The 18,015-nt window shown below is 60.5% G+C and carries 13 protein-coding genes, 1 other RNA gene and 1 pseudogene; 12 read left to right on the top strand and 3 right to left on the bottom strand.

Annotated elements, in window-relative coordinates:
- The first annotated feature begins 71 nt into the window (after positions 1-71).
- Positions 72-554, top strand: coding sequence for an SsrA-binding protein SmpB (smpB, locus tag AC1RL5_RS06040; protein WP_011059180.1), 483 nt, complete (start codon positions 72-74; stop codon positions 552-554).
- An 81-nt stretch (positions 555-635) separates the two neighbouring features.
- Here the strand turns inward: smpB and AC1RL5_RS06035 are convergent, their stop codons facing one another.
- Positions 636-1,403 carry an FCD domain-containing protein gene (locus tag AC1RL5_RS06035; RefSeq protein ID WP_072451306.1) on the bottom strand — a complete coding sequence of 256 codons (768 nt, stop codon included), beginning with the start codon at positions 1,401-1,403 and terminating at the stop codon, positions 636-638.
- Between the two features lie 261 nt (positions 1,404-1,664).
- On the opposite strand from AC1RL5_RS06035, the gene AC1RL5_RS06030 reads away from it, so the two are divergent.
- The 11 genes and pseudogenes from AC1RL5_RS06030 to AC1RL5_RS05980 all read left to right on the top strand — a co-directional run bounded on the left by AC1RL5_RS06030 (position 1,665) and on the right by AC1RL5_RS05980 (position 14,926).
- Positions 1,665-3,359, top strand: coding sequence for a lactate permease LctP family transporter (locus tag AC1RL5_RS06030; RefSeq protein ID WP_053149010.1), 1,695 nt, complete (start codon positions 1,665-1,667; stop codon positions 3,357-3,359).
- Between the two features lie 151 nt (positions 3,360-3,510).
- Positions 3,511-4,335 (top strand): (Fe-S)-binding protein, encoded by an 825-nt coding sequence (locus AC1RL5_RS06025; protein ID WP_015634106.1) that lies wholly within the window; start codon positions 3,511-3,513, stop codon positions 4,333-4,335.
- Positions 4,332-5,786: a LutB/LldF family L-lactate oxidation iron-sulfur protein gene (locus tag AC1RL5_RS06020; protein ID WP_103407073.1), complete on the top strand. Its 1,455-nt coding sequence runs from the start codon at positions 4,332-4,334 to the stop codon at positions 5,784-5,786. The genes AC1RL5_RS06025 and AC1RL5_RS06020 overlap by 4 nt, the downstream gene beginning before the upstream one ends.
- Positions 5,786-6,457, top strand: coding sequence for a LutC/YkgG family protein (locus AC1RL5_RS06015; RefSeq protein WP_492589154.1), 672 nt, complete (start codon positions 5,786-5,788; stop codon positions 6,455-6,457). Before AC1RL5_RS06020 ends, AC1RL5_RS06015 begins: the two co-directional genes overlap by 1 nt.
- Positions 6,454-9,264: an FAD-binding and (Fe-S)-binding domain-containing protein gene (locus tag AC1RL5_RS06010; protein WP_492589152.1), complete on the top strand. Its 2,811-nt coding sequence runs from the start codon at positions 6,454-6,456 to the stop codon at positions 9,262-9,264. Before AC1RL5_RS06015 ends, AC1RL5_RS06010 begins: the two co-directional genes overlap by 4 nt.
- A 210-nt stretch (positions 9,265-9,474) precedes the next feature.
- Complete coding sequence (locus AC1RL5_RS06005; RefSeq protein ID WP_015634102.1) at positions 9,475-9,762, top strand: PA2433 domain-containing protein; 288 nt, start codon at positions 9,475-9,477, stop codon at positions 9,760-9,762.
- Between the two features lie 88 nt (positions 9,763-9,850).
- Positions 9,851-10,244, top strand: a transfer-messenger RNA (tmRNA) gene (gene ssrA, locus AC1RL5_RS06000).
- Between the two features lie 187 nt (positions 10,245-10,431).
- Positions 10,432-11,688, top strand: a pseudogene (locus AC1RL5_RS05995) (integrase domain-containing protein).
- Between the two features lie 952 nt (positions 11,689-12,640).
- Positions 12,641-13,621 (top strand): integrase domain-containing protein, encoded by a 981-nt coding sequence (locus AC1RL5_RS05990; RefSeq protein ID WP_492589151.1) that lies wholly within the window; start codon positions 12,641-12,643, stop codon positions 13,619-13,621.
- Positions 13,618-13,884, top strand: a complete 267-nt coding sequence (locus AC1RL5_RS05985; protein ID WP_177066202.1) for a hypothetical protein — start codon at positions 13,618-13,620, stop codon at positions 13,882-13,884. Before AC1RL5_RS05990 ends, AC1RL5_RS05985 begins: the two co-directional genes overlap by 4 nt.
- Positions 13,885-13,990: 106 nt before the next feature.
- The gene (locus AC1RL5_RS05980; protein ID WP_119371495.1) at positions 13,991-14,926 is read left to right on the top strand and encodes a restriction endonuclease; all 936 of its coding nucleotides are present in this window, start codon (positions 13,991-13,993) and stop codon (positions 14,924-14,926) included.
- 279 nt (positions 14,927-15,205) lie between these two features.
- Here the strand turns inward: AC1RL5_RS05980 and AC1RL5_RS05975 are convergent, their stop codons facing one another.
- Entirely contained in the window at positions 15,206-16,309 is a 1,104-nt protein-coding gene (locus AC1RL5_RS05975; protein ID WP_492589150.1) for an HNH endonuclease, read from the bottom strand.
- Complete coding sequence (locus AC1RL5_RS05970) at positions 16,306-18,012, bottom strand: AAA family ATPase (RefSeq protein ID WP_492589149.1); 1,707 nt, start codon at positions 18,010-18,012, stop codon at positions 16,306-16,308. The genes AC1RL5_RS05975 and AC1RL5_RS05970 overlap by 4 nt, the downstream gene beginning before the upstream one ends.
- Positions 18,013-18,015 lie beyond the last annotated feature (3 nt).

Raw genomic sequence — 18,015 nt, 5'->3', positions numbered from 1 at the left:
TCAATCAACCTGCTCAAGCACGCTGCGTCACCGTAGCCGACGCGCGCGCAACTCCCTATAATGCCGCCCCTATGGCTAAACAGAAGAAACACCCAACAGGGACCATCGCGCAAAATAAAAAGGCGCGTCACGATTACTTCATCGAACATCGGTTCGAGGCTGGCATGGTCCTGGCCGGCTGGGAAGTAAAGAGTCTGCGTGCAGGCAAGGCACAGCTGGTGGACAGTTATGTGCTGCTCAAGGATGGTGAAGCCTGGTTGCTCGGCAGCCACTTCACGCCATTGACCACCGCCAGCACCCACGTCATTGCCGACCCTACGCGCTCGCGCAAGCTGCTGCTCAACCAGCGCGAGCTGGAAAAGCTGTTTGCCGCCGTGCAACAGAAGGGTTATGCCTGCGTATGCCTTTCGCTCTACTGGAGCAAGCACCTGGTCAAGTGTGAGATCGCACTGGGCAAGGGCAAGAAGGAATACGACAAGCGTCATACCGAACGCGAGCGCGATTCCGATCGCGAACTGCAGCGTGCGGTGCGCACCAAGGGCAAGGAAGACTGATCTTCCTGCCTTGAGGTCGTTTTCGCCGGCAAGCCGGCTCCTACAACACCCAGGTAGGAGCCGGCTTGCCGGCGATTTGCATTACATGCCCTTGCGCCGTTCGGCCCGCGCCACTCGCTGCACTTCCTGACGCACTTCTTCGAGCACTTCCTGCACATAGAGAATGTGCCGGCTGGAGATTTCCCGCGCCTCTTCGGCCCGCCCTTCGATAATTGCCTGGTACAGGTCGCGGTGCTGGCTGATCAGCATGTCGCGGGTTTCCGTACGCTGCTTGTACATGCCGCCGATGTTGGTCACCACGTTGCGCTTGAGCAGGTCGAACAGCCCGCGAATGGTGTGCAGCAGCACGGCGTTGTGGCTGGCCTCGGCAATCGCCAAGTGGAACTTGGCATCCGCCGCACCCTCCTCGGCACGACTGACATCGTCGGAGCGGGAATAACAATCCTGCAACTCCTCGAAGGCTTGAGTCAGCCGCTCACGATCCACTGCCGTCGCCCGCAGCGCCGCGTAATAGGCGCAGGACGCTTCCAGCGTATGCCGGAACTCCAGCAGGTCGCGCTGGGCATCGGTGTTGTTTTCCAACAGGTGCAGCAGAGGATCGCTGAAGGTCGAGCCCAGGGATTCCACCACATAGTTGCCGCCACCCTGGCGGCTGATCAGCAGCCCCTTGGCCGTGAGCTTCTGGATCGCCTCGCGCAGTGAGGGCCGGGAGACACCAAACTGCTCGGCCAGGGCGCGCTCGGCCGGCAGCCGCTCGCCGGCCGTCAAGGTGCCTTCAAGAATCATCCCTTCCAGACGCTCGACAATATCGTCGGACAAACGGCGCTGGCGTATCTGATCAAACCCCATAACTCACTCTCCACCCTCCCGACCCTTCGCCGGGGGGCTCTATTCTGGCCTATTCATGGCGCGCCAACACCTGTCAGAACACGGCCATTTGCACCGATCAGATGCCCGCGCCATAGCGCATTCGACAAAAGTTTTAGGGCGGCAAATTGACACACCGAGCACAAGGCTTTTACCCTAGCCAACAGCGATTGTAAATTGGTCTTACCAATTAACCAAGACGCTAGCAGTGCCTGACCAACAACAATTAGGGGCCACCCCATTATGCAAACCTGGCAACAGCTCTATAGCCCGCTTGGCAGCCTCGGCCTGTCCGCCCTCGCCGCCGTTATCCCGATCGTGTTCTTCTTCCTGGCTCTGGCCGTGTTCCGTCTCAAAGGACACGTCGCCGGGAGTATCACCCTGGCCCTGTCGATCCTGGTGGCGATCTTCGCCTTCAAGATGCCCGCCGACATGGCCTTCGCTGCCGCTGGCTATGGATTTGCCTACGGTCTGTGGCCCATCGCCTGGATCATTGTCGCCGCTGTATTCCTCTACAAACTGACCGTGAAAAGTGGCCAGTTCGAAATCATCCGCAGCTCGGTGCTGTCGATCACCGACGACCAGCGCCTGCAGGTGCTGCTGATCGGTTTCTGCTTCGGTGCCTTCCTTGAAGGGGCTGCCGGCTTTGGCGCGCCAGTGGCGATCACCGCCGCCCTGCTGGTGGGCCTGGGCTTCAACCCGCTGTACGCCGCCGGCCTGTGCCTGATCGCCAACACCGCGCCCGTGGCCTTCGGCGCCCTGGGGATTCCGATCATCGTTGCCGGCCAGGTGACGGGCATCGACGCCTTCAAGATCGGCGCCATGACCGGCCGCCAGCTGCCGCTGCTGTCGCTGTTCGTGCCGTTCTGGCTGGTGTTCATGATGGACGGCATGCGTGGCGTCAAAGAGACCTGGCCCGCCGCGCTGGTGGCCGGCCTGAGCTTTGCCATCACCCAGTACTTCACCTCGAACTTCATCGGCCCGGAACTGCCGGACATCACCTCGGCCCTGGCCAGCCTGATCTCCCTGACCCTGTTCCTGAAAATCTGGCAGCCCAAGCGCACCGCCGGCGCGCAGATTGCCGGTGCCACCTCCAGCGCGGCCATCACCGCCAGTGCCGGTGGCTTCGGCCAGCCACGCCAAACCCAGGCCTCACCCTACAGCCTGGGCCAGATCTTCAAGGCCTGGTCGCCGTTCCTGATCCTCACCGTGCTGGTGACCATCTGGACCCTCAAGCCCTTCAAGGCCATGTTCGCGGCCGGCGGCTCGATGTACGGCTGGGTGTTCAACTTCGCCATCCCGCACCTGGATCAGCTGGTGATCAAGATGGCGCCGATCGTGACCACGCCAACGGCCATCCCGGCGGTATTCAAGCTCGACCCGATCTCGGCCACCGGCACGGCGATCTTCTTCTCCGCGCTGATCTCCATGCTGGTGCTGAAGATCGACTTCAAAACTGGTCTGACCACTTTGAAAGAGACCTTCTACGAGCTGCGCTGGCCAATCCTGTCCATCGGCATGGTGCTGGCGTTCGCCTTCGTCACCAACTACTCGGGCATGTCTTCGACCATGGCCCTGGTCCTGGCGGCGACGGGCGCAGCGTTTCCGTTCTTCTCGCCGTTCCTGGGCTGGCTCGGAGTGTTCCTCACTGGTTCCGATACCTCGTCCAACGCCCTGTTCAGTTCGCTGCAGGCCACCACCGCGCACCAGATCGGGGTCAATGACACCCTGCTGGTCGCGGCCAACACCAGTGGCGGCGTAACCGGCAAGATGATCTCGCCGCAATCGATCGCCGTGGCCTGCGCCGCCACCGGCCTGGTGGGCAAGGAATCGGACCTGTTCCGCTTCACCCTCAAGCACAGTCTGTTCTTTGCCACTATTGTCGGTCTGATCACCCTGGCCCAGGCCTACTGGTTCACCGGCATGCTGGTGCACTAAGCAACACCTGCGACACCGATGGAACCGACGCCGCCCTCACCCGCGGCGTCAGTCATTCACCACCCGGTCTGCAAGGCTGCTGAAAGCTTGCTGGTTTATCTTTCAGCCGCCGCAACGGACGAATAACCGGGACCACCCGGAGACACGCCTGATGAGCGAGCTTTTCTACAACGCCGTGCCCAATGCGACCCGTGTCGCACCGCCGCTGGCCGAACCCCGGCAGTACCCCAGCGCGAAGCCGTCGCGGGTCTACCTGTTCGGCACTTGTGTGGTCGACCTGTTCTATCCCGAAGCCGGGATGGACGCGATTCACCTGCTGGAGCGCGAAGGCATTCGCGTGGAGTACCCGCAAGGGCAAAGCTGCTGCGGACAACCGGCCTACACCTCGGGTTACACCGAGCAGGCGCGCACCGTGGCCCGCTCGCAACTGGCGCTGTTTGCCGGCGACTATCCGGTGGTGGTGCCGTCGGGTTCCTGCGCAGGCATGCTGCGCGAGCATTACGCGGACTTGTTCAAGGACGAGCCCGAGACGTTGCAACAAGTGCAGGCCCTGGCCGCCCGCACCTATGAACTGGCCGAGTTCCTCCTGCACGTGTGCAAGGTGCAGCTCAAGGACAGCGGCGCCCCGGTCAAGGTGGCGCTGCACACCTCCTGCTCGGCACGCCGGGAAATGAACACCCACCTGCACGGCCGTGAGTTGCTGTCACAGCTGAGCAACGTGGAACGGGTAGAACACAGCCACGAAAGCGAATGCTGTGGCTTTGGCGGGACTTTCAGCGTCCGAATGCCGGACATCTCCGGCGCCATGGTGGCGGACAAGACCCGGGCGCTGAAGGAATCCGGCGCCCACCAGGTACTGAGTGCCGATTGCGGCTGCCTGATGAACATCAACGGCGCGCTGGAAAAACAACAAGAGGCATTGCGCGGCCAGCACCTGGCGAGCTTCCTCTGGCAACGTACTGGAGGTGCGCAATGAGCACCCCAGAGCTGATTCCGACCACCAACGTGGCGGACGATTTTCGCACCCGGGCCCACCAGGCCCTGGGTGACCAACAACTGCGAAACAACTTTCGCAGTGCCATGGATTCACTCATGGCCAAGCGTGCGGCCTCGTTCAGCGATGCCCACGAAAGAGAACACTTGCGCGCCCTGGGCAACGCGATTCGCGCCAGGGCGTTGTCCAAGCTGCCCGACCTGCTCGAGCGCCTGGAACAGAACCTGACCCGCAACGGTGTGACAGTGCACTGGGCGGAAACGGTGGACGAAGCCAATGGCATCGTCCTCTCGATCATCCGCGCTCACGAGGCGCGGCAAGTGATCAAGGGCAAATCGATGGTCAGCGAAGAGATGGAAATGAACCATGTCCTCGCTGAACAAGGCATTGAATGCCTTGAGTCGGACATGGGCGAGTTCATCGTCCAGCTCGATCACGAGAAGCCTTCACACATCATTATGCCGGCGATCCACAAGAATGCCGGTCAGGTCGCGTCCTTGTTCCACGACAAACTCGGCGTGGAGTACACCAAGGACGTTGACCAACTCATTCAGATCGGTCGCAAGGTCTTGCGGCAGAAATTCTTCGAAGCCGATATCGGCGTCTCCGGCGTCAACTTCGCCGTGGCCGAGACCGGCACCCTGCTGCTGGTGGAAAACGAAGGCAACGGGCGCATGTCCACCACCGTGCCGCCGGTGCACATCGCCGTCACCGGGATCGAGAAAGTCGTCGAGAACCTGCGGGATGTGGTCCCCCTGCTCTCGCTGCTGACCCGCTCGGCCCTGGGCCAGCCCATCACTACCTACGTCAACATGATCTCCGGCCCGCGCAAAGAGCATGAGCTGGACGGCCCCCAGGAAGTGCACTTGGTGCTGCTGGACAACGGCCGCAGCCAGGCGTTTGCCGACAGCGAACTGCGCCAGACCCTGAACTGCATCCGCTGCGGCGCCTGCATGAACCACTGCCCGGTCTACACCCGGGTCGGCGGCCACACTTATGGCGAGGTCTACCCGGGGCCGATCGGCAAGATCATCACCCCGCACATGGTGGGCCTGGCCAAGGTGCCGGATCACCCCAGCGCCTCGTCACTGTGCGGCGCCTGTGGCGAAGTCTGCCCGGTGAAGATCCCGATCCCGGCGCTGCTGCGCCGACTGCGGGAAGAAAACGTCAAGGCCCCGGACAGCCCACATCAAGTGATGCGCGGCCAGGGCAGCAAGTACTCGCGCAAGGAACGTTTCATCTGGAACGCCTGGGCCCGCCTCAATAGCTCGCCGACCCTGTATCGCCTGTTCACCCTGGCCGCCACCCGGCTGCGCGCTCTTGCCCCGAGCAAGGTCGGCCCCTGGACGCAGAACCACAGTGCGCCAAAACCCGCCGCCCGGTCGCTGCACGACCTGGCCCGTGAGCACCTGGACCAGCAGGGAGACCGCTGATGAGCGCGAAACACAACATCCTCGCCAAGCTGCGCAACAGCCTGACCGGCACCACGCCGATTGTGGATAACTTCGACGAGGCGCTGGTCACCGAGCCTTACAGCTACAGCGCGGAACAACGCATCCCGCAGCTGCGCAAACAGATGGAAGCGGTGCACACCGAAATCCACCTGAGCACCGCCGCCGGTTGGCCCGAACTGCTGGCCCGCCTGCTGCAGGAACGCCAGTTGCCCAGCCTGCTGATCGCCCCGAGCACGCCCCACGGCCAGCGGGTCACCCAGTACTGGGCCGAGCAGCCGCACCTGCCGGCGCTCAAGGCCTACGACCGCCCGGTGGAAGAATGGAAAGCCGAGCTGTTCAACGACACCCCGGCCAGCCTCACGACCACCCTGGGCGCCATCGCCGCCACCGGCAGCCTGATCCTCTGGCCGACCCGGGAAGAGCCGCGGCTGATGAGCCTGGCGCCGCCGGTGCATTTCGCCCTGCTCAAGGCCAGCGAGATCCGCGACAACTTCTATCAGGTGCAGCAACAGATGAACTGGGCCGCCGGCATGCCGACCAACGCGCTGCTGGTGTCCGGCCCATCGAAGACCGCTGATATCGAGCAAGTCCTGGCTTACGGCGCCCACGGCCCGAAAGACCTGGTGGTGCTGATCCTGGAGGACCAATGAGCCTACCGGCCGCTTTTCTGCGTGATGCCCAGCAACTGATTCCCCAGGAGCGGCGCTTCGACGACCCGCTCTCGACCCTGGCCTTCGGCACCGACGCCAGCTTCTACCGGCTGATCCCCAAGCTGGTGATTCGCGTCGAATCCGAAGACGAAGTCGTCGCCCTGCTCCAGCTGGCCCAGCGCGACCGGGTGCCGGTGACCTTCCGCGCGGCGGGCACCAGCCTTTCCGGGCAAGCCATCAGCGACTCGGTGCTGATCGTTCTGGGGGATAACTGGAACGGCAAGGAGATTCGCCATCAGGGTACGCAGATTCGTCTGCAGCCTGGTGTGATCGGCGCCCAGGCCAATGCCTGGCTGGCACCTTTCGGGCGCAAGATCGGCCCCGATCCGGCCTCGATCAACGCCTGCAAGATCGGTGGCATCGTCGCCAACAACGCCAGCGGCATGTGCTGCGGCACCGCGCAGAACACCTACCACACCCTGGCCGGCATTCGCCTGGTACTGGCCGATGGCACGCGTCTGGATACCGAGGATGAGGCCAGCGTCGCCGCCTTCCGCGCCAGCCATGGTCCGCTGCTGGAGCGCCTGGCCGAACTGGGCCGCAGCACCCGCGCCAACAGCGAGCTGGCAGCGAAGATCCGCCACAAATACCGGCTGAAAAACACCACCGGCCTGTCCCTCAATGCCCTGGTGGATTTCGACGAGCCACTGGACATCCTCAGCCACCTGCTGGTGGGCTCCGAAGGTACCCTGGGCTTTATCAGCGCGGTGACCTACGACACGGTGATCGACCACCCGAACAAGGCGTCGGCGCTGATCGTCTTTCCTGATGTGGAAACCTGCTGCAACGCGGTGACCGTGCTCAAGAGCCAGCCGGTGTCGGCGGTGGAACTGCTGGACCGCCGCAGCCTGCGCTCGGTGCAGGACAAGCCCGGCATGCCGGCCTTCGTCCAGCAACTCTCGGCCAACGCCTGCGCGCTGCTGATCGAGTCCCGCGCCGCGTCCTCATCACTGCTGCACGAGCAACTGGCGCAGATCATGAATTCCCTGGCCGCCTTCCCGGTGGAAAAGCAGGTGGACTTCACTGAAGACCCGCAGGAAAACGCCAAGCTCTGGGCGATCCGCAAGGACACCTTCCCGGCGGTAGGCGCGGTGCGCAAGACCGGCACCACGGTGATCATCGAAGACGTGACCTTCCCCGTGGAACAGCTGGCCATCGGCGTCAACCGCCTGATCGAGCTGTTCGACAAGCACCACTACGACGAAGCGATCCTGTTCGGCCACGCCCTGGAGGGCAACCTGCACTTCGTCTTCACCCAGGGCTTCAACAGCAGCGAGGAAGTGAACCGCTACCAGGCGTTCATGGACGACGTGGCGCAACTGGTGGCGGTGGAATTCGGCGGTTCGCTGAAGGCCGAGCACGGCACCGGGCGCAACATGGCACCCTTCGTCGAGCTGGAATGGGGCAGCGATGCCTACCAGCTGATGTGGCAGCTCAAGCGCCTGCTGGACCCCAACAACATCCTCAACCCGGACGTGGTGCTCAGCGAAGATCCGCAGATCCACCTCAAGCACCTCAAGCCACTGCCGGCGGCCGACGAGATTGTGGATAAGTGCATCGAATGCGGCTTCTGCGAGCCGGTGTGCCCGTCCAAGGGACTGACCCTGAGCCCGCGCCAGCGCATCGTCATCTGGCGTGATATCCAGGCACGCAAACGGGCCGGCATCGATACCACGGAACTGGAAGCGGCCTATCAGTACCAGGGCATCGACACCTGCGCCGCCACCGGGCTGTGCGCCCAGCGCTGCCCAGTGGGCATCAACACCGGCGAGCTGGTGAAGAAACTGCGCAGTGAACACGCCACCCATAACGGCACCGCCGACTGGCTCGGCTCACACTTCGCCACCACCTTGCAGGGCGCCCGCTTCACCCTGCACGTGGCCAACGGCGCGCGCATGCTCCTGGGCGCGCCGCGCCTGAGCAAGCTGTCGGCGAGCCTGACGCGACTGTCCAAGGGCCAGGTGCCGCAGTGGAGCAGCGCCATGCCACAGCCGGAAAAGGCCATTCGCTTCAGCCCGGCAGTGAGCGATTCGCGCCCGCGGGTGGTGTACCTGGCAGCCTGTGTGTCCCGGGTCATGGGGCCAGCGGCGGGCGACAAGGAGCAAAGCTCGCTCTACGAGAAAACCCGCGGCCTGCTGGAAAAGGCCGGCTATCAAGTGGTGCTGCCGGACAACCTGGACAACCTCTGCTGCGGCCAGCCCTTCGCCTCCAAGGGCTACGCCACCCAGGCCGAAGACAAGCGCCAGGAGCTGATCGGCGCCCTGCTCCACGCCAGCCGGGGCGGCCTCGACCCGATCTACTGCGACACCAGCCCCTGCACCCTGCGCCTGGTGCAAGACCTGGGGGACGTGCGCCTGGACCTCTACGACCCGGTGCGCTTCATCCGCACCCACCTGCTGGAGCGCCTGGAGTTCACGCCGCAAGAAGCGCCGATCGCGGTGCACGTCACCTGCAGCACCCAGCACCTGGGCGAGAGCCAGGCCTTGATCGACCTGGCCCGGCGTTGCAGCAACAACGTGGTGATCCCCGAAGGCATCCATTGCTGTGGTTTCGCCGGCGACAAGGGTTTCACCACCCCGGAGCTCAACGCCCACTCCCTGCGCAGCCTGAAGGACGCGGTGCAGTATTGCAGCGAAGGCATCTCCACCAGCCGCACCTGTGAAATTGGCCTCAGCCAGCATGGCGGGATCGACTATCACGGGCTGGTCTACCTGGTGGATCGGGTCACCCGGGCCAAGGCGGTCTGAGCCATCGAACCGGGCAACCAAGGGGCGTTTTCGCCCCTTTTTTGTGCCTGGCGGAAGACGCCCCTGGTTTTTTCATTTCTTCGAAAAAAAAACAGAACCCCAGAGCGCGGCTACAGTCCATTTTCTAGGCCCGCAAAAAAGGGCTTAGCCCACTCGGCAGCCGGCCCTGTTGACCGGCAACACCGAGCCCCTGCGATCAAGGAGATAACCATGAAGCGTTCCGCACTGGCTGGACTGTTCATTACCGCCGCGATGCTCGCCTCCCCGGTGTTTGCCGCCGGGCAAGAGGACCTGTGCCAGATCAACCTGCAAAAAATCAAGGATGCCAAGGTCAGCACCGAAGCCATGAGCTCGGACCTGAGCAGCGACATCGACGCCAAGGTCCAGCAAGCCACCGCCGAACACGCCAAAGGCACCGAGGAAGGCACCAAGAACTGCATCTCCCTGACCACCCAGGCGATCCAGCAATTGCAGAACAACACCAAGGGCGATCAGTAGGCCGATGCACTGGGCCAACCTTCGGGTTGGCCTTCTGGCCTCGGTTAGCGTAGAATCCGTCCACCTGTTGGTAATGCACAACAGGTTCGGGGCCGTTTAGGATTCGACGCCGGTTGCGAAACTTTAGGTGCATGCCGAGTTGGTAACAGAACTCGTAAATCCACTGTTGCAACTTCCTATAGTTGCCAATGACGAAACCTACGGGGATTACGCTCTCGCTGCGTAAGCAGCCTTAGCCCTTCCCCCCTGGTACCTTCGGGTCCAGCAATCATCAGGGGATGTCTGTAAACCCAAAATGATTGTCATATAGAACAGAATCGCCGTGCAGTACGTTGTGGACGAAGCGGCTAAAACTTACACAACTCGCCCAAAGCACCCTGCCCGTCGGGTCGCTGAGGGTTAACTCAATAGACACGGCTAAGCATGTAGTACCGACAGCGGAGTACTGGCGGACGGGGGTTCAAATCCCCCCGGCTCCACCAAATGATCAAACAAAGACGTCCACGGACGTCTTTTTTTGTGCCTGCGGCCCAGCAAATACGCGGCCTCCAGCGCTTTTTCGGTCTTTTGAGCGTTTTTGAGTTCCAACCGTTCGGGTATTCCAGGCGGTATTCCACCTCACCCGGTGCTAATCTTTGGAATACCGAATCAGTGCCTGAGGAGAATCTCATGCCTGCTCAAAACCTCCGCCTCTCCGATCGACAGCTCAAGGGAGTCAAACCCGCGTCCAAGGATTATGTCCTCACGGACGGTGACGGTTTACAGCTCCGGGTACGCAGCAACGGCTCATTGCTGTGGAATTTTAATTACCGCGAACCAGTGACCAAGAAGCGCATCAACATCGGCTTCGGGACCTATCCCGAACTGTCACTGGCGAACGCACGAAAGATGGCAGTCGATGCGCGCGAGCTACTCGCACAGGGCATTGATCCGAAGGTGCAGCGCAACACGCTGAATGAAGCCAGGCGCGCAGAAACGGAACACACCTTCGAGAACGTGGCCACCGCCTGGTTCGAGTTAAAGAAAGACTCGGTCACCCCTGCCTACGCGGAGGACATTTGGCGGTCGCTCACGCTGCATGTATTCCCCGACTTGAGGACAACACCACTGACGAAAATCACCGCGCCGATGGTGATCGCATTGCTTCGCCCAATAGAAGCGAAAGGCAGCCTGGAGACGGTCAAGCGTCTCAGTCAGCGGCTAAACGAGATCATGACCTACGGCGTCAACTCCGGCCTGATCTTCGCCAACCCGCTCACCGGCATTCGGGCAGTATTCAAGAAGCCCAAGAAAGAGAACATGGCTGCGCTTCCGCCCGAAGAACTCCCCGAGCTCATGCTGGAGATCGCGAACGCCAGCATCAAGCGCACCACCCGCTGCCTGATCGAATGGCAGCTGCACACGATGACTCGCCCCGCCGAGGCGGCAACTACTCGCTGGGCAGACATCGACTTTGAAAGGCGCGTCTGGACTATCCCACCGGAGCGGATGAAGAAGCGCCGCCCACACAGCATCCCATTGAGTGATCACGCTGTCGCACTGTTGGAGTCACTGAAGGCTCACAGCGGCCATCGCGAATACGTTTTCCCGGCTGACAGAAATCCGCGTACCCATGCCAATAGCCAGACCGCTAACATGGCGTTGAAACGCATGGGCTTCCAGGATCGCTTGGTCAGCCACGGCATGCGCTCGATGGCCAGCACCATCTTGAATGAACATGGGTGGGACCCCGAACTCATTGAGGTCGCACTGGCGCATGTCGACAAGGATGAGGTGCGCAGCGCTTACAACCGGGCCGACTACATCGAGCGCCGGCGTCCGATGATGGCTTGGTGGAGTGAGTAAATCCAGAAGGCCGCCACCGGCAGCCTGCTTGCCTCAGCCTACGGCCAAGTCAGAGACAAGAACGTGGTGCCGATTCGCTAGCTCTGTACGGCGCAAGAACGGCAGCAGAAACAACTGAACGTTCAAGATTCGGGGCAAACAGCCTCGCTCATCCGCTTCTCAGCACGGGTCCTTCCAAACAGGGCTGCAAAGCCGCCCTGTTTGGAAGGACCTCACTTTGAAGAGTTAAAAGCGACCACGTTGTCCAGGATTTACCACGGAATTCCACCGGTGGATAGCCGCTCTTAAAGTCCGAAGTGGCGCTGAATTTCGAACCTTGACCGGGTTTATCCACAGGCGTAGAACTGGCCATGCAAACGCTGTCGATGACAGCAACCCAGGTGGCCCGAACCTTGAAGGCCACGCCGCTGTCGCGGTGGTTCTCCCCCCAAATGGCGATTCGCATCCGGCAGCTCGCCCGGTCACCTCCCCGGTGATGGATGCCTCCTTCAGATCATGGCCCTCGTGCGCCATCCAACACCTCCTACTTCGCTGCCCTGCAGCAACCTATCCGCTTGGCCGAATCTTGCGCCAACCTGCGCCCGTCTCTTTCTCCTGGAAAGAGACGGGCGCTTCTAACACTGCTGCAGCCCTCATCGCACTTGGCTTTGCGGCAACTCCACTCGTGACAATCGGCGTGACAAACGCCGATGTCATCAGCAACAGCGCTGTAGATGATGGTGCCGCAGACCAAGGAATGGACTGCACCTGACTGACAGTCAGGCATGCCCCGGTCATCGCATCGCTGCGTTCACCCGGCTCAGGATCTCGCGGCACTGGTCTCGTCAGCCAATGCAGCCTCCAACCGCCCACCGGCAACGGTGTTCAGGAGGCCAGATCATGAGATGCCCTTGCTCCCGGTCGTAAGGAGCCGCCAGTCCCGCGTATAGGACATCCCCACAGGTCGCAGGGGCCTTGATCCCTGATAACACTCAGCATTCTTGGCGGGATGACGTGGGGCGAGGATCGGAGATCGGAAGATGAGGTGACCAACATGGCATTGGTGGGTCGACGCGATGGCCGCAATTTCGGCTATGGCAGGCAATTGAGCTACGCAGGACCGCAAGCGCTGAAAGACATGTTCGGCGGCGGCCATTACGGCACGGTCAAGGCGCACTGTGATCGGTGGCAGGCATTCGTGAAATGGTGCCGCTCAGAACAGGGGCCAGGCATCAATGATGCGCGGCAGATTGATCGGAAGGTGTTGGCGGACTATGCGGCGTATCTACGCGACGTGGTTAGGCGCGGTGACCTTGCTGTCAGCACCGCACAAAACCGCCTATCCAGCGTTAACAGGACCATGGCAGCGATTCGCGGTGATCAGTACGTGAAGTTGCCAAGTCCGAGCAAGGCGTTGGGTATGCAGCGCACCGGGGTTCGACAGTCGGTGCCGCAGGGCCAAGACCGCGAACAGGTTAAACAGATCTTCGATGCGCTTCGCCGCCATGATCTGCTACGGGCCGCCGCGATCATTCTGTTGGCGCGAGCCACTGGCATGCGCTTGCGTGAGGCTATCTTGGCTGACCTGCCACGGCTAGGTCGTGAGGCTAACGACCAAGGCAGGATCAACATCCAGGATGGCACCAAAGGCGGCCGCGCCGGTGCCTCAGCGCCAAGGTGGATAGTGGTGGACGACCATGTTCGAGGTGCCCTTGGGTTTGCACGGAACGTGTCGCCTGCGGGTAGCCGCAACCTGATTGCGCCACGTGAAAGCTACCGGGATGTTCTGCAAGAAGTCATCCGCCCTGCACGGGACATCCTACATGCCCACCACTTTAAAGGCTTCCATGAGCTACGGGCCGCGTACGCGTGTGAGCGCTACGAGCAAATCACCCAGCACCGTGCGCCTATCAACGCCGGCCAATGTTGCCAGGTAGACAGGAACCTTGATCGAGAGGCCCGACGACAAATCAGCTATGAACTGGGGCACGGGCGGATCGACGTGGTCGCTGCCTACATTGGAGAGCGCGCATGAGCAAGTCATTCGACATGGAGCTGTTTTTGTCTGCGGTGTTGACGGGCTCGCACGCAACTCGACAACGCCATGTACGACAGGCGAAAATCATCCAGGCTGAGATTGCAGAGCGCTGGCAGCGAGAAACGCCTTGGGCTTGGCAGCGGAAGCATGTGATTTGGTTCCTCGAAAAACGCCTAGCCCGACGCAGCAACGCAACGCGGTATTACTACCTCCTAACCCTGCGACTGCTCGCTCGTCGCTTAGAAAAGTCATGGGTATGAATATCGCAGGCAACGCGTTGAGATCAGCAATTTGGCTCACTAAGGCAAAGCGCAGTCGCTGAGCTGCTACGTTGGACTAAGCCTCTCATCAGGAATAGAAATAGCCATGTCAGTCCCGACCTACGACCAGTTCATTGAGCCCATCCTACGTTTTCTCGCCACACATCCTGACGGTTCCACCGCGAGCGAGGCTCACGAAGCCGCCGCCATGTCTCTTGGCCTGAGCGAGTCACAGCGGCAGGAGACCATCGCAAGTGGCCAGGCCACCTACAAGAATCGATCAGGCTGGGCGCATGATCGGCTAAAGCGTGCTGGCTACTCCAGCAGCGCCAAGCGTGGCTATTGGCAGCTGACCGACACCGGCCGCGCGTTTGCCCAAGCCAACCCGAACCCGTTGAGCCCAGAGCAAGTCGAGCACCTAGCTGTGAACTTCATGAGCGTGAAACTGAAGACAGCGCCGGATGCCGCCTCGCTGGATGGAAGCAGCGACACGTCAGAGCCTGTTGCCAAGACCGACCTCGCCACTAGCAGCCCGCAGGAGCGCCTAAATCAAGCCATCCTCGAGCTGCGCACCAGCGTCGCGGGTGACTTGCTGGACAACTTGCTGCAAGCCAGCCCGACGCGCTTCGAGCACATTGTTCTCGACGTGCTGCACAGTCTGGGCTACGGCGCGAACCGGCAGGCTCTGCAACAAGTCGGCGGCAGTGGCGACGGCGGCATCGACGGCGTGATCTCGTTGGACGCACTGGGGCTGGAAAAGGTTTACGTGCAGGCCAAGCGCTGGCAGAACACCGTCGGGCGTCCTGACCTGCAAGCGTTTTATGGCGCCCTGGCCGGGCAGAAAGCCAAACGCGGTGTATTCATCACCACCTCCGGCTTCACCGCCCAGGCAGTTGATTTCGCGCGCTCGGTCGAGGGACTGGTACTGGTCGACGGTAAACGCCTGGTAAACCTGATGCTCGACCACGAGGTGGGTGTTAGCTCGCAGCTTTACAAAGTGCCCAGGCTCGACAGTGACTACTTCGACGAATCGCTCGGCTGAGCCGACGCTCGACAGCCCAATTCCATTTCGCCACTATGGCCTCGACAAGCTCGCAGGCCGTCGGCGCCCTGCGCCTTTCGAACGCCCATCCAATGCCAGTGAGGCCCTATGAACGCCCGAGAAGCCAACCTCATCGCCAAACGCTACCAAGCACGTAAACAAGCGTTCGACGATTTGCACGCGCTATTGCTGCCTTTCTTCCGCCACACTTAAGCGCCCCACAGCACCGCTAAACAAATCACGCCTGCTATAGCGCACGCAAGAATTCTTAACTTGGAGTTAATTGACTAGTGCCAACTCAGAGTGCCAAGCAGCTAACCGCGTTGGCTCCTGCAAGGCAGCAGCCAGCACTTGATACACTTCGTAATGAGGCTCACCGACGGCAAGGTTAATCTGCCACTGCTCGACGTAAGACTGAATTTCAACTGGGGTGTGGCGAGCTTGTGCGCTTTGTAGCCGACGCTTTTCCGTACGTATCAATACATCCTGATGCTTGGCATATTCCGCCTTGAATTCACGCGACCACCGGCTGGTTAGATTGAGTAGCGCGTCTAGCTTGTCAGCTTTTGGCTGATCAGCAGGAGTGGTGGCGGAGCAACGCACAGATAGCTCAGGTAGCACGTACCCGAGCTGCAAAACCCCATTCCCAGGACGAAAATATGGGTGAAACCAATCAGTAAAGCTGCCAGTGGAATGCACTGGTTTGTCGCCCTTATTCGGAGCCTCGTTGCAAGTGCTGCAGATTAATTGCAGGTTGTCCTCACATATGCTGAGTAGCGGAAACGCGCTCTTGATGATCCAGTGATCGACGTGCGGTGTGTCGCCAAGCGGGCCGCCGCACAACACACAAATCTCACGTGCATAGGGGGCAGGGTTAAGCCGGTGCGCATTGCGGAAAGCGCTTACATAGTCGGCGTAGTTCACGCCACCTGCAGCAGTGGGTACGCCATTGGGAAAATAGGGCAAACCACTCCTAAACCCCTTTTTGTAAAAACTTTCCATTAGGGTTTTGAACGCAAGCCAGTCAGACTTACTCGCAATTGGGCGATTGATTGGCCACGGGGTGGGCGCTGGCTGAAACTGCGTTGCAAGCGCCGTGACAGTCTGTATCCAAGCGACCAACGCTACCTTCAGGACTGGCGGCATAGCCGCCACAGTTTGTGCCCGGCTCAACAGCGATTGGCCTGCTTCAACGCACTGGAGAAAGTCCCATAACCAATCCGCCTCAATCGCGCTGGCCAGAACCGGAGGTTGTAACGCCTGATGACTAATGTGAGCGCCTGTGGTCGTAGGATCACACAGCCACAGCGCAAAGCGCTGCATCAACCGCTGGCAAGCGGCCAGCGCGGGAGAACATGAAACACGATAGATTGGTTTAATCATTTTTTACCCCGCCAGCTGTTAAGCAGGGTACGCAACTCACTGCGATAGAAGCCCGAACCCATCCGGAGAATTAGATGCTCCAAATCTGCCATTTCAGCAGGTGTTCCGGTGGCTTGCCGAAGCTTGCTTTCAATAAATTCTTGGGCTCGTTTGCCAATACTGTCATCGGCACCGAATACTGTCATCATCAACGCGCTCGGGTCGGTGGCGAACGTCGGCTCGTCCACGCTGCGCACGGAAGAGCCTTCCGAAGTTTTTTTCACCATCACGATCTCGTTGTTGAACACATCAGAGAGCACGATGGCAGAGTGAGTTGAAATTAATACGTCGTTTGCGGTATCGCCAATTGCGTCATCAATGATGTCAACAATCTCACGCTTCCATTTGTCGTTGAAATGGGTTTCTGGCTCATCGAGCAATAGCAGCGCATCCTGCTGCCCTTTTAACAGGTGAAACAATGCCATCCTGCCAAGGAACATCTGCTCACCGTCTGACATTTCTTCATATCGAAGCACACCGACATCACTTGCGGTGGCGCTCGATATCGCATCTGGCGCTGGCGCTCGGCGCATCCGTAGTTGCACATCCTCAAAAAGCTCAGCATCTCTCAGCGTCAGCAATCGCTCAAACAATTTGAAAGGTGTAGCCGACTCACCGCCGAGCAAATGCAGGAGGGCTTGTCGCTGCGTTTTACAAATGTTTAGATCGTCGTCACCCGTTTGCACGGGGAGCGTCCGCGCATCGAACTGCCCGCCCATATCGAAGATCACGGTTCGTCGCAGTTCAGTAGGGTGCGGCTCGGCTATTACCTCCCCTGCGCATAGCCACCACTTTAACGACAAATCCTGAATTTCCTGTCCCCACTCCTTCGGCAGAAAGCGTCCCCGAAACGCGATGGTCACAAGATGGTCACACGCACCATCCGCCAGCAGTTTTGCGAACCCGTCGGTTTGCTTACTTTCATTGTGAGAGTCAACCGCAGGTCGCGAGCGTGACAACACGACAACGAGTAACGCGCACTTCAATAGCGTCGCGTCTAGCAGTATGGGTCGCCCAGCGCTGTTGATGCGCCTCTCACGCTCAATATCATCCGCCTCAAGCGACGCGCCATCTTCCGCGTTATTTTTTGCAGACGAAAGCGCTCGCTCAAGCGCCATAGTCCATCCTGGTGGGCGCTCATCATTTACTTCTTGGCTGTCCATCTCGGCAGCAGACACACCATCTTGATTGCGCCCCCAGACAGAACGCCAGGGGCGAATGTCACCCGTGGTGTACGCCAGCACGGCCGAAGGCATTGCAATCCCAGGCGACTGGGGCCACGTGCCAGGTAGTACGAACGGCTCTAGTTCATACTGTGAAAACATCTCGGGGTCCCGCATATCGGCCGCGCGAATGCGCATCACAGCAGCGTCAAATGCCTCCACGCTCGTATCGTCTGGCCAATAAAAGCCCTCTCTCATCCAGATGCTCGCTTCGGACTTTCTGCCAAAGCAATCGACTAAAAATGTTCGATGACCTTTCTCGCCGCGCTTCCCCAGTTCGTAGACCAGGCTCACAGGAAACGGCGGTAGGCGTTCGTCGGCTAAAGCGAGGAACACCTCCGCCACCGCACGTAAGAGGTTCGACTTTCCACTACCGTTGAGCCCGATCACGAAACGTATTGCGCAATCGCGCCCGAGCGGCGAGCCGCTGGCGAATCGCACTCG

The organism is Pseudomonas sp. GW822-FHT06D10 (assembly GCF_058799535.1).
The sequence above is the reverse complement of the archived record's forward strand: the minus strand, read 5'-3'. Positions and strand labels throughout refer to the sequence as shown.

Coding starts and splice junctions, on each gene's coding strand:
- AC1RL5_RS06030 (WP_053149010.1), top strand. CDS start 1,665: ATGCAAACCTGGCAACAGCTCTATAGCCCGCTTGGCAGCCTCGGCCTG.
- AC1RL5_RS06015 (WP_492589154.1), top strand. CDS start 5,786: ATGAGCGCGAAACACAACATCCTCGCCAAGCTGCGCAACAGCCTGACC.
- AC1RL5_RS06025 (WP_015634106.1), top strand. CDS start 3,511: ATGAGCGAGCTTTTCTACAACGCCGTGCCCAATGCGACCCGTGTCGCA.
- AC1RL5_RS05985 (WP_177066202.1), top strand. CDS start 13,618: ATGAGCAAGTCATTCGACATGGAGCTGTTTTTGTCTGCGGTGTTGACG.
- AC1RL5_RS05990 (WP_492589151.1), top strand. CDS start 12,641: ATGGCATTGGTGGGTCGACGCGATGGCCGCAATTTCGGCTATGGCAGG.
- AC1RL5_RS06010 (WP_492589152.1), top strand. CDS start 6,454: ATGAGCCTACCGGCCGCTTTTCTGCGTGATGCCCAGCAACTGATTCCC.
- AC1RL5_RS06020 (WP_103407073.1), top strand. CDS start 4,332: ATGAGCACCCCAGAGCTGATTCCGACCACCAACGTGGCGGACGATTTT.
- AC1RL5_RS06035 (WP_072451306.1), bottom strand. CDS start 1,403: ATGGGGTTTGATCAGATACGCCAGCGCCGTTTGTCCGACGATATTGTC.
- AC1RL5_RS05975 (WP_492589150.1), bottom strand. CDS start 16,309: ATGATTAAACCAATCTATCGTGTTTCATGTTCTCCCGCGCTGGCCGCT.
- smpB (WP_011059180.1), top strand. CDS start 72: ATGGCTAAACAGAAGAAACACCCAACAGGGACCATCGCGCAAAATAAA.
- AC1RL5_RS05980 (WP_119371495.1), top strand. CDS start 13,991: ATGTCAGTCCCGACCTACGACCAGTTCATTGAGCCCATCCTACGTTTT.
- AC1RL5_RS06005 (WP_015634102.1), top strand. CDS start 9,475: ATGAAGCGTTCCGCACTGGCTGGACTGTTCATTACCGCCGCGATGCTC.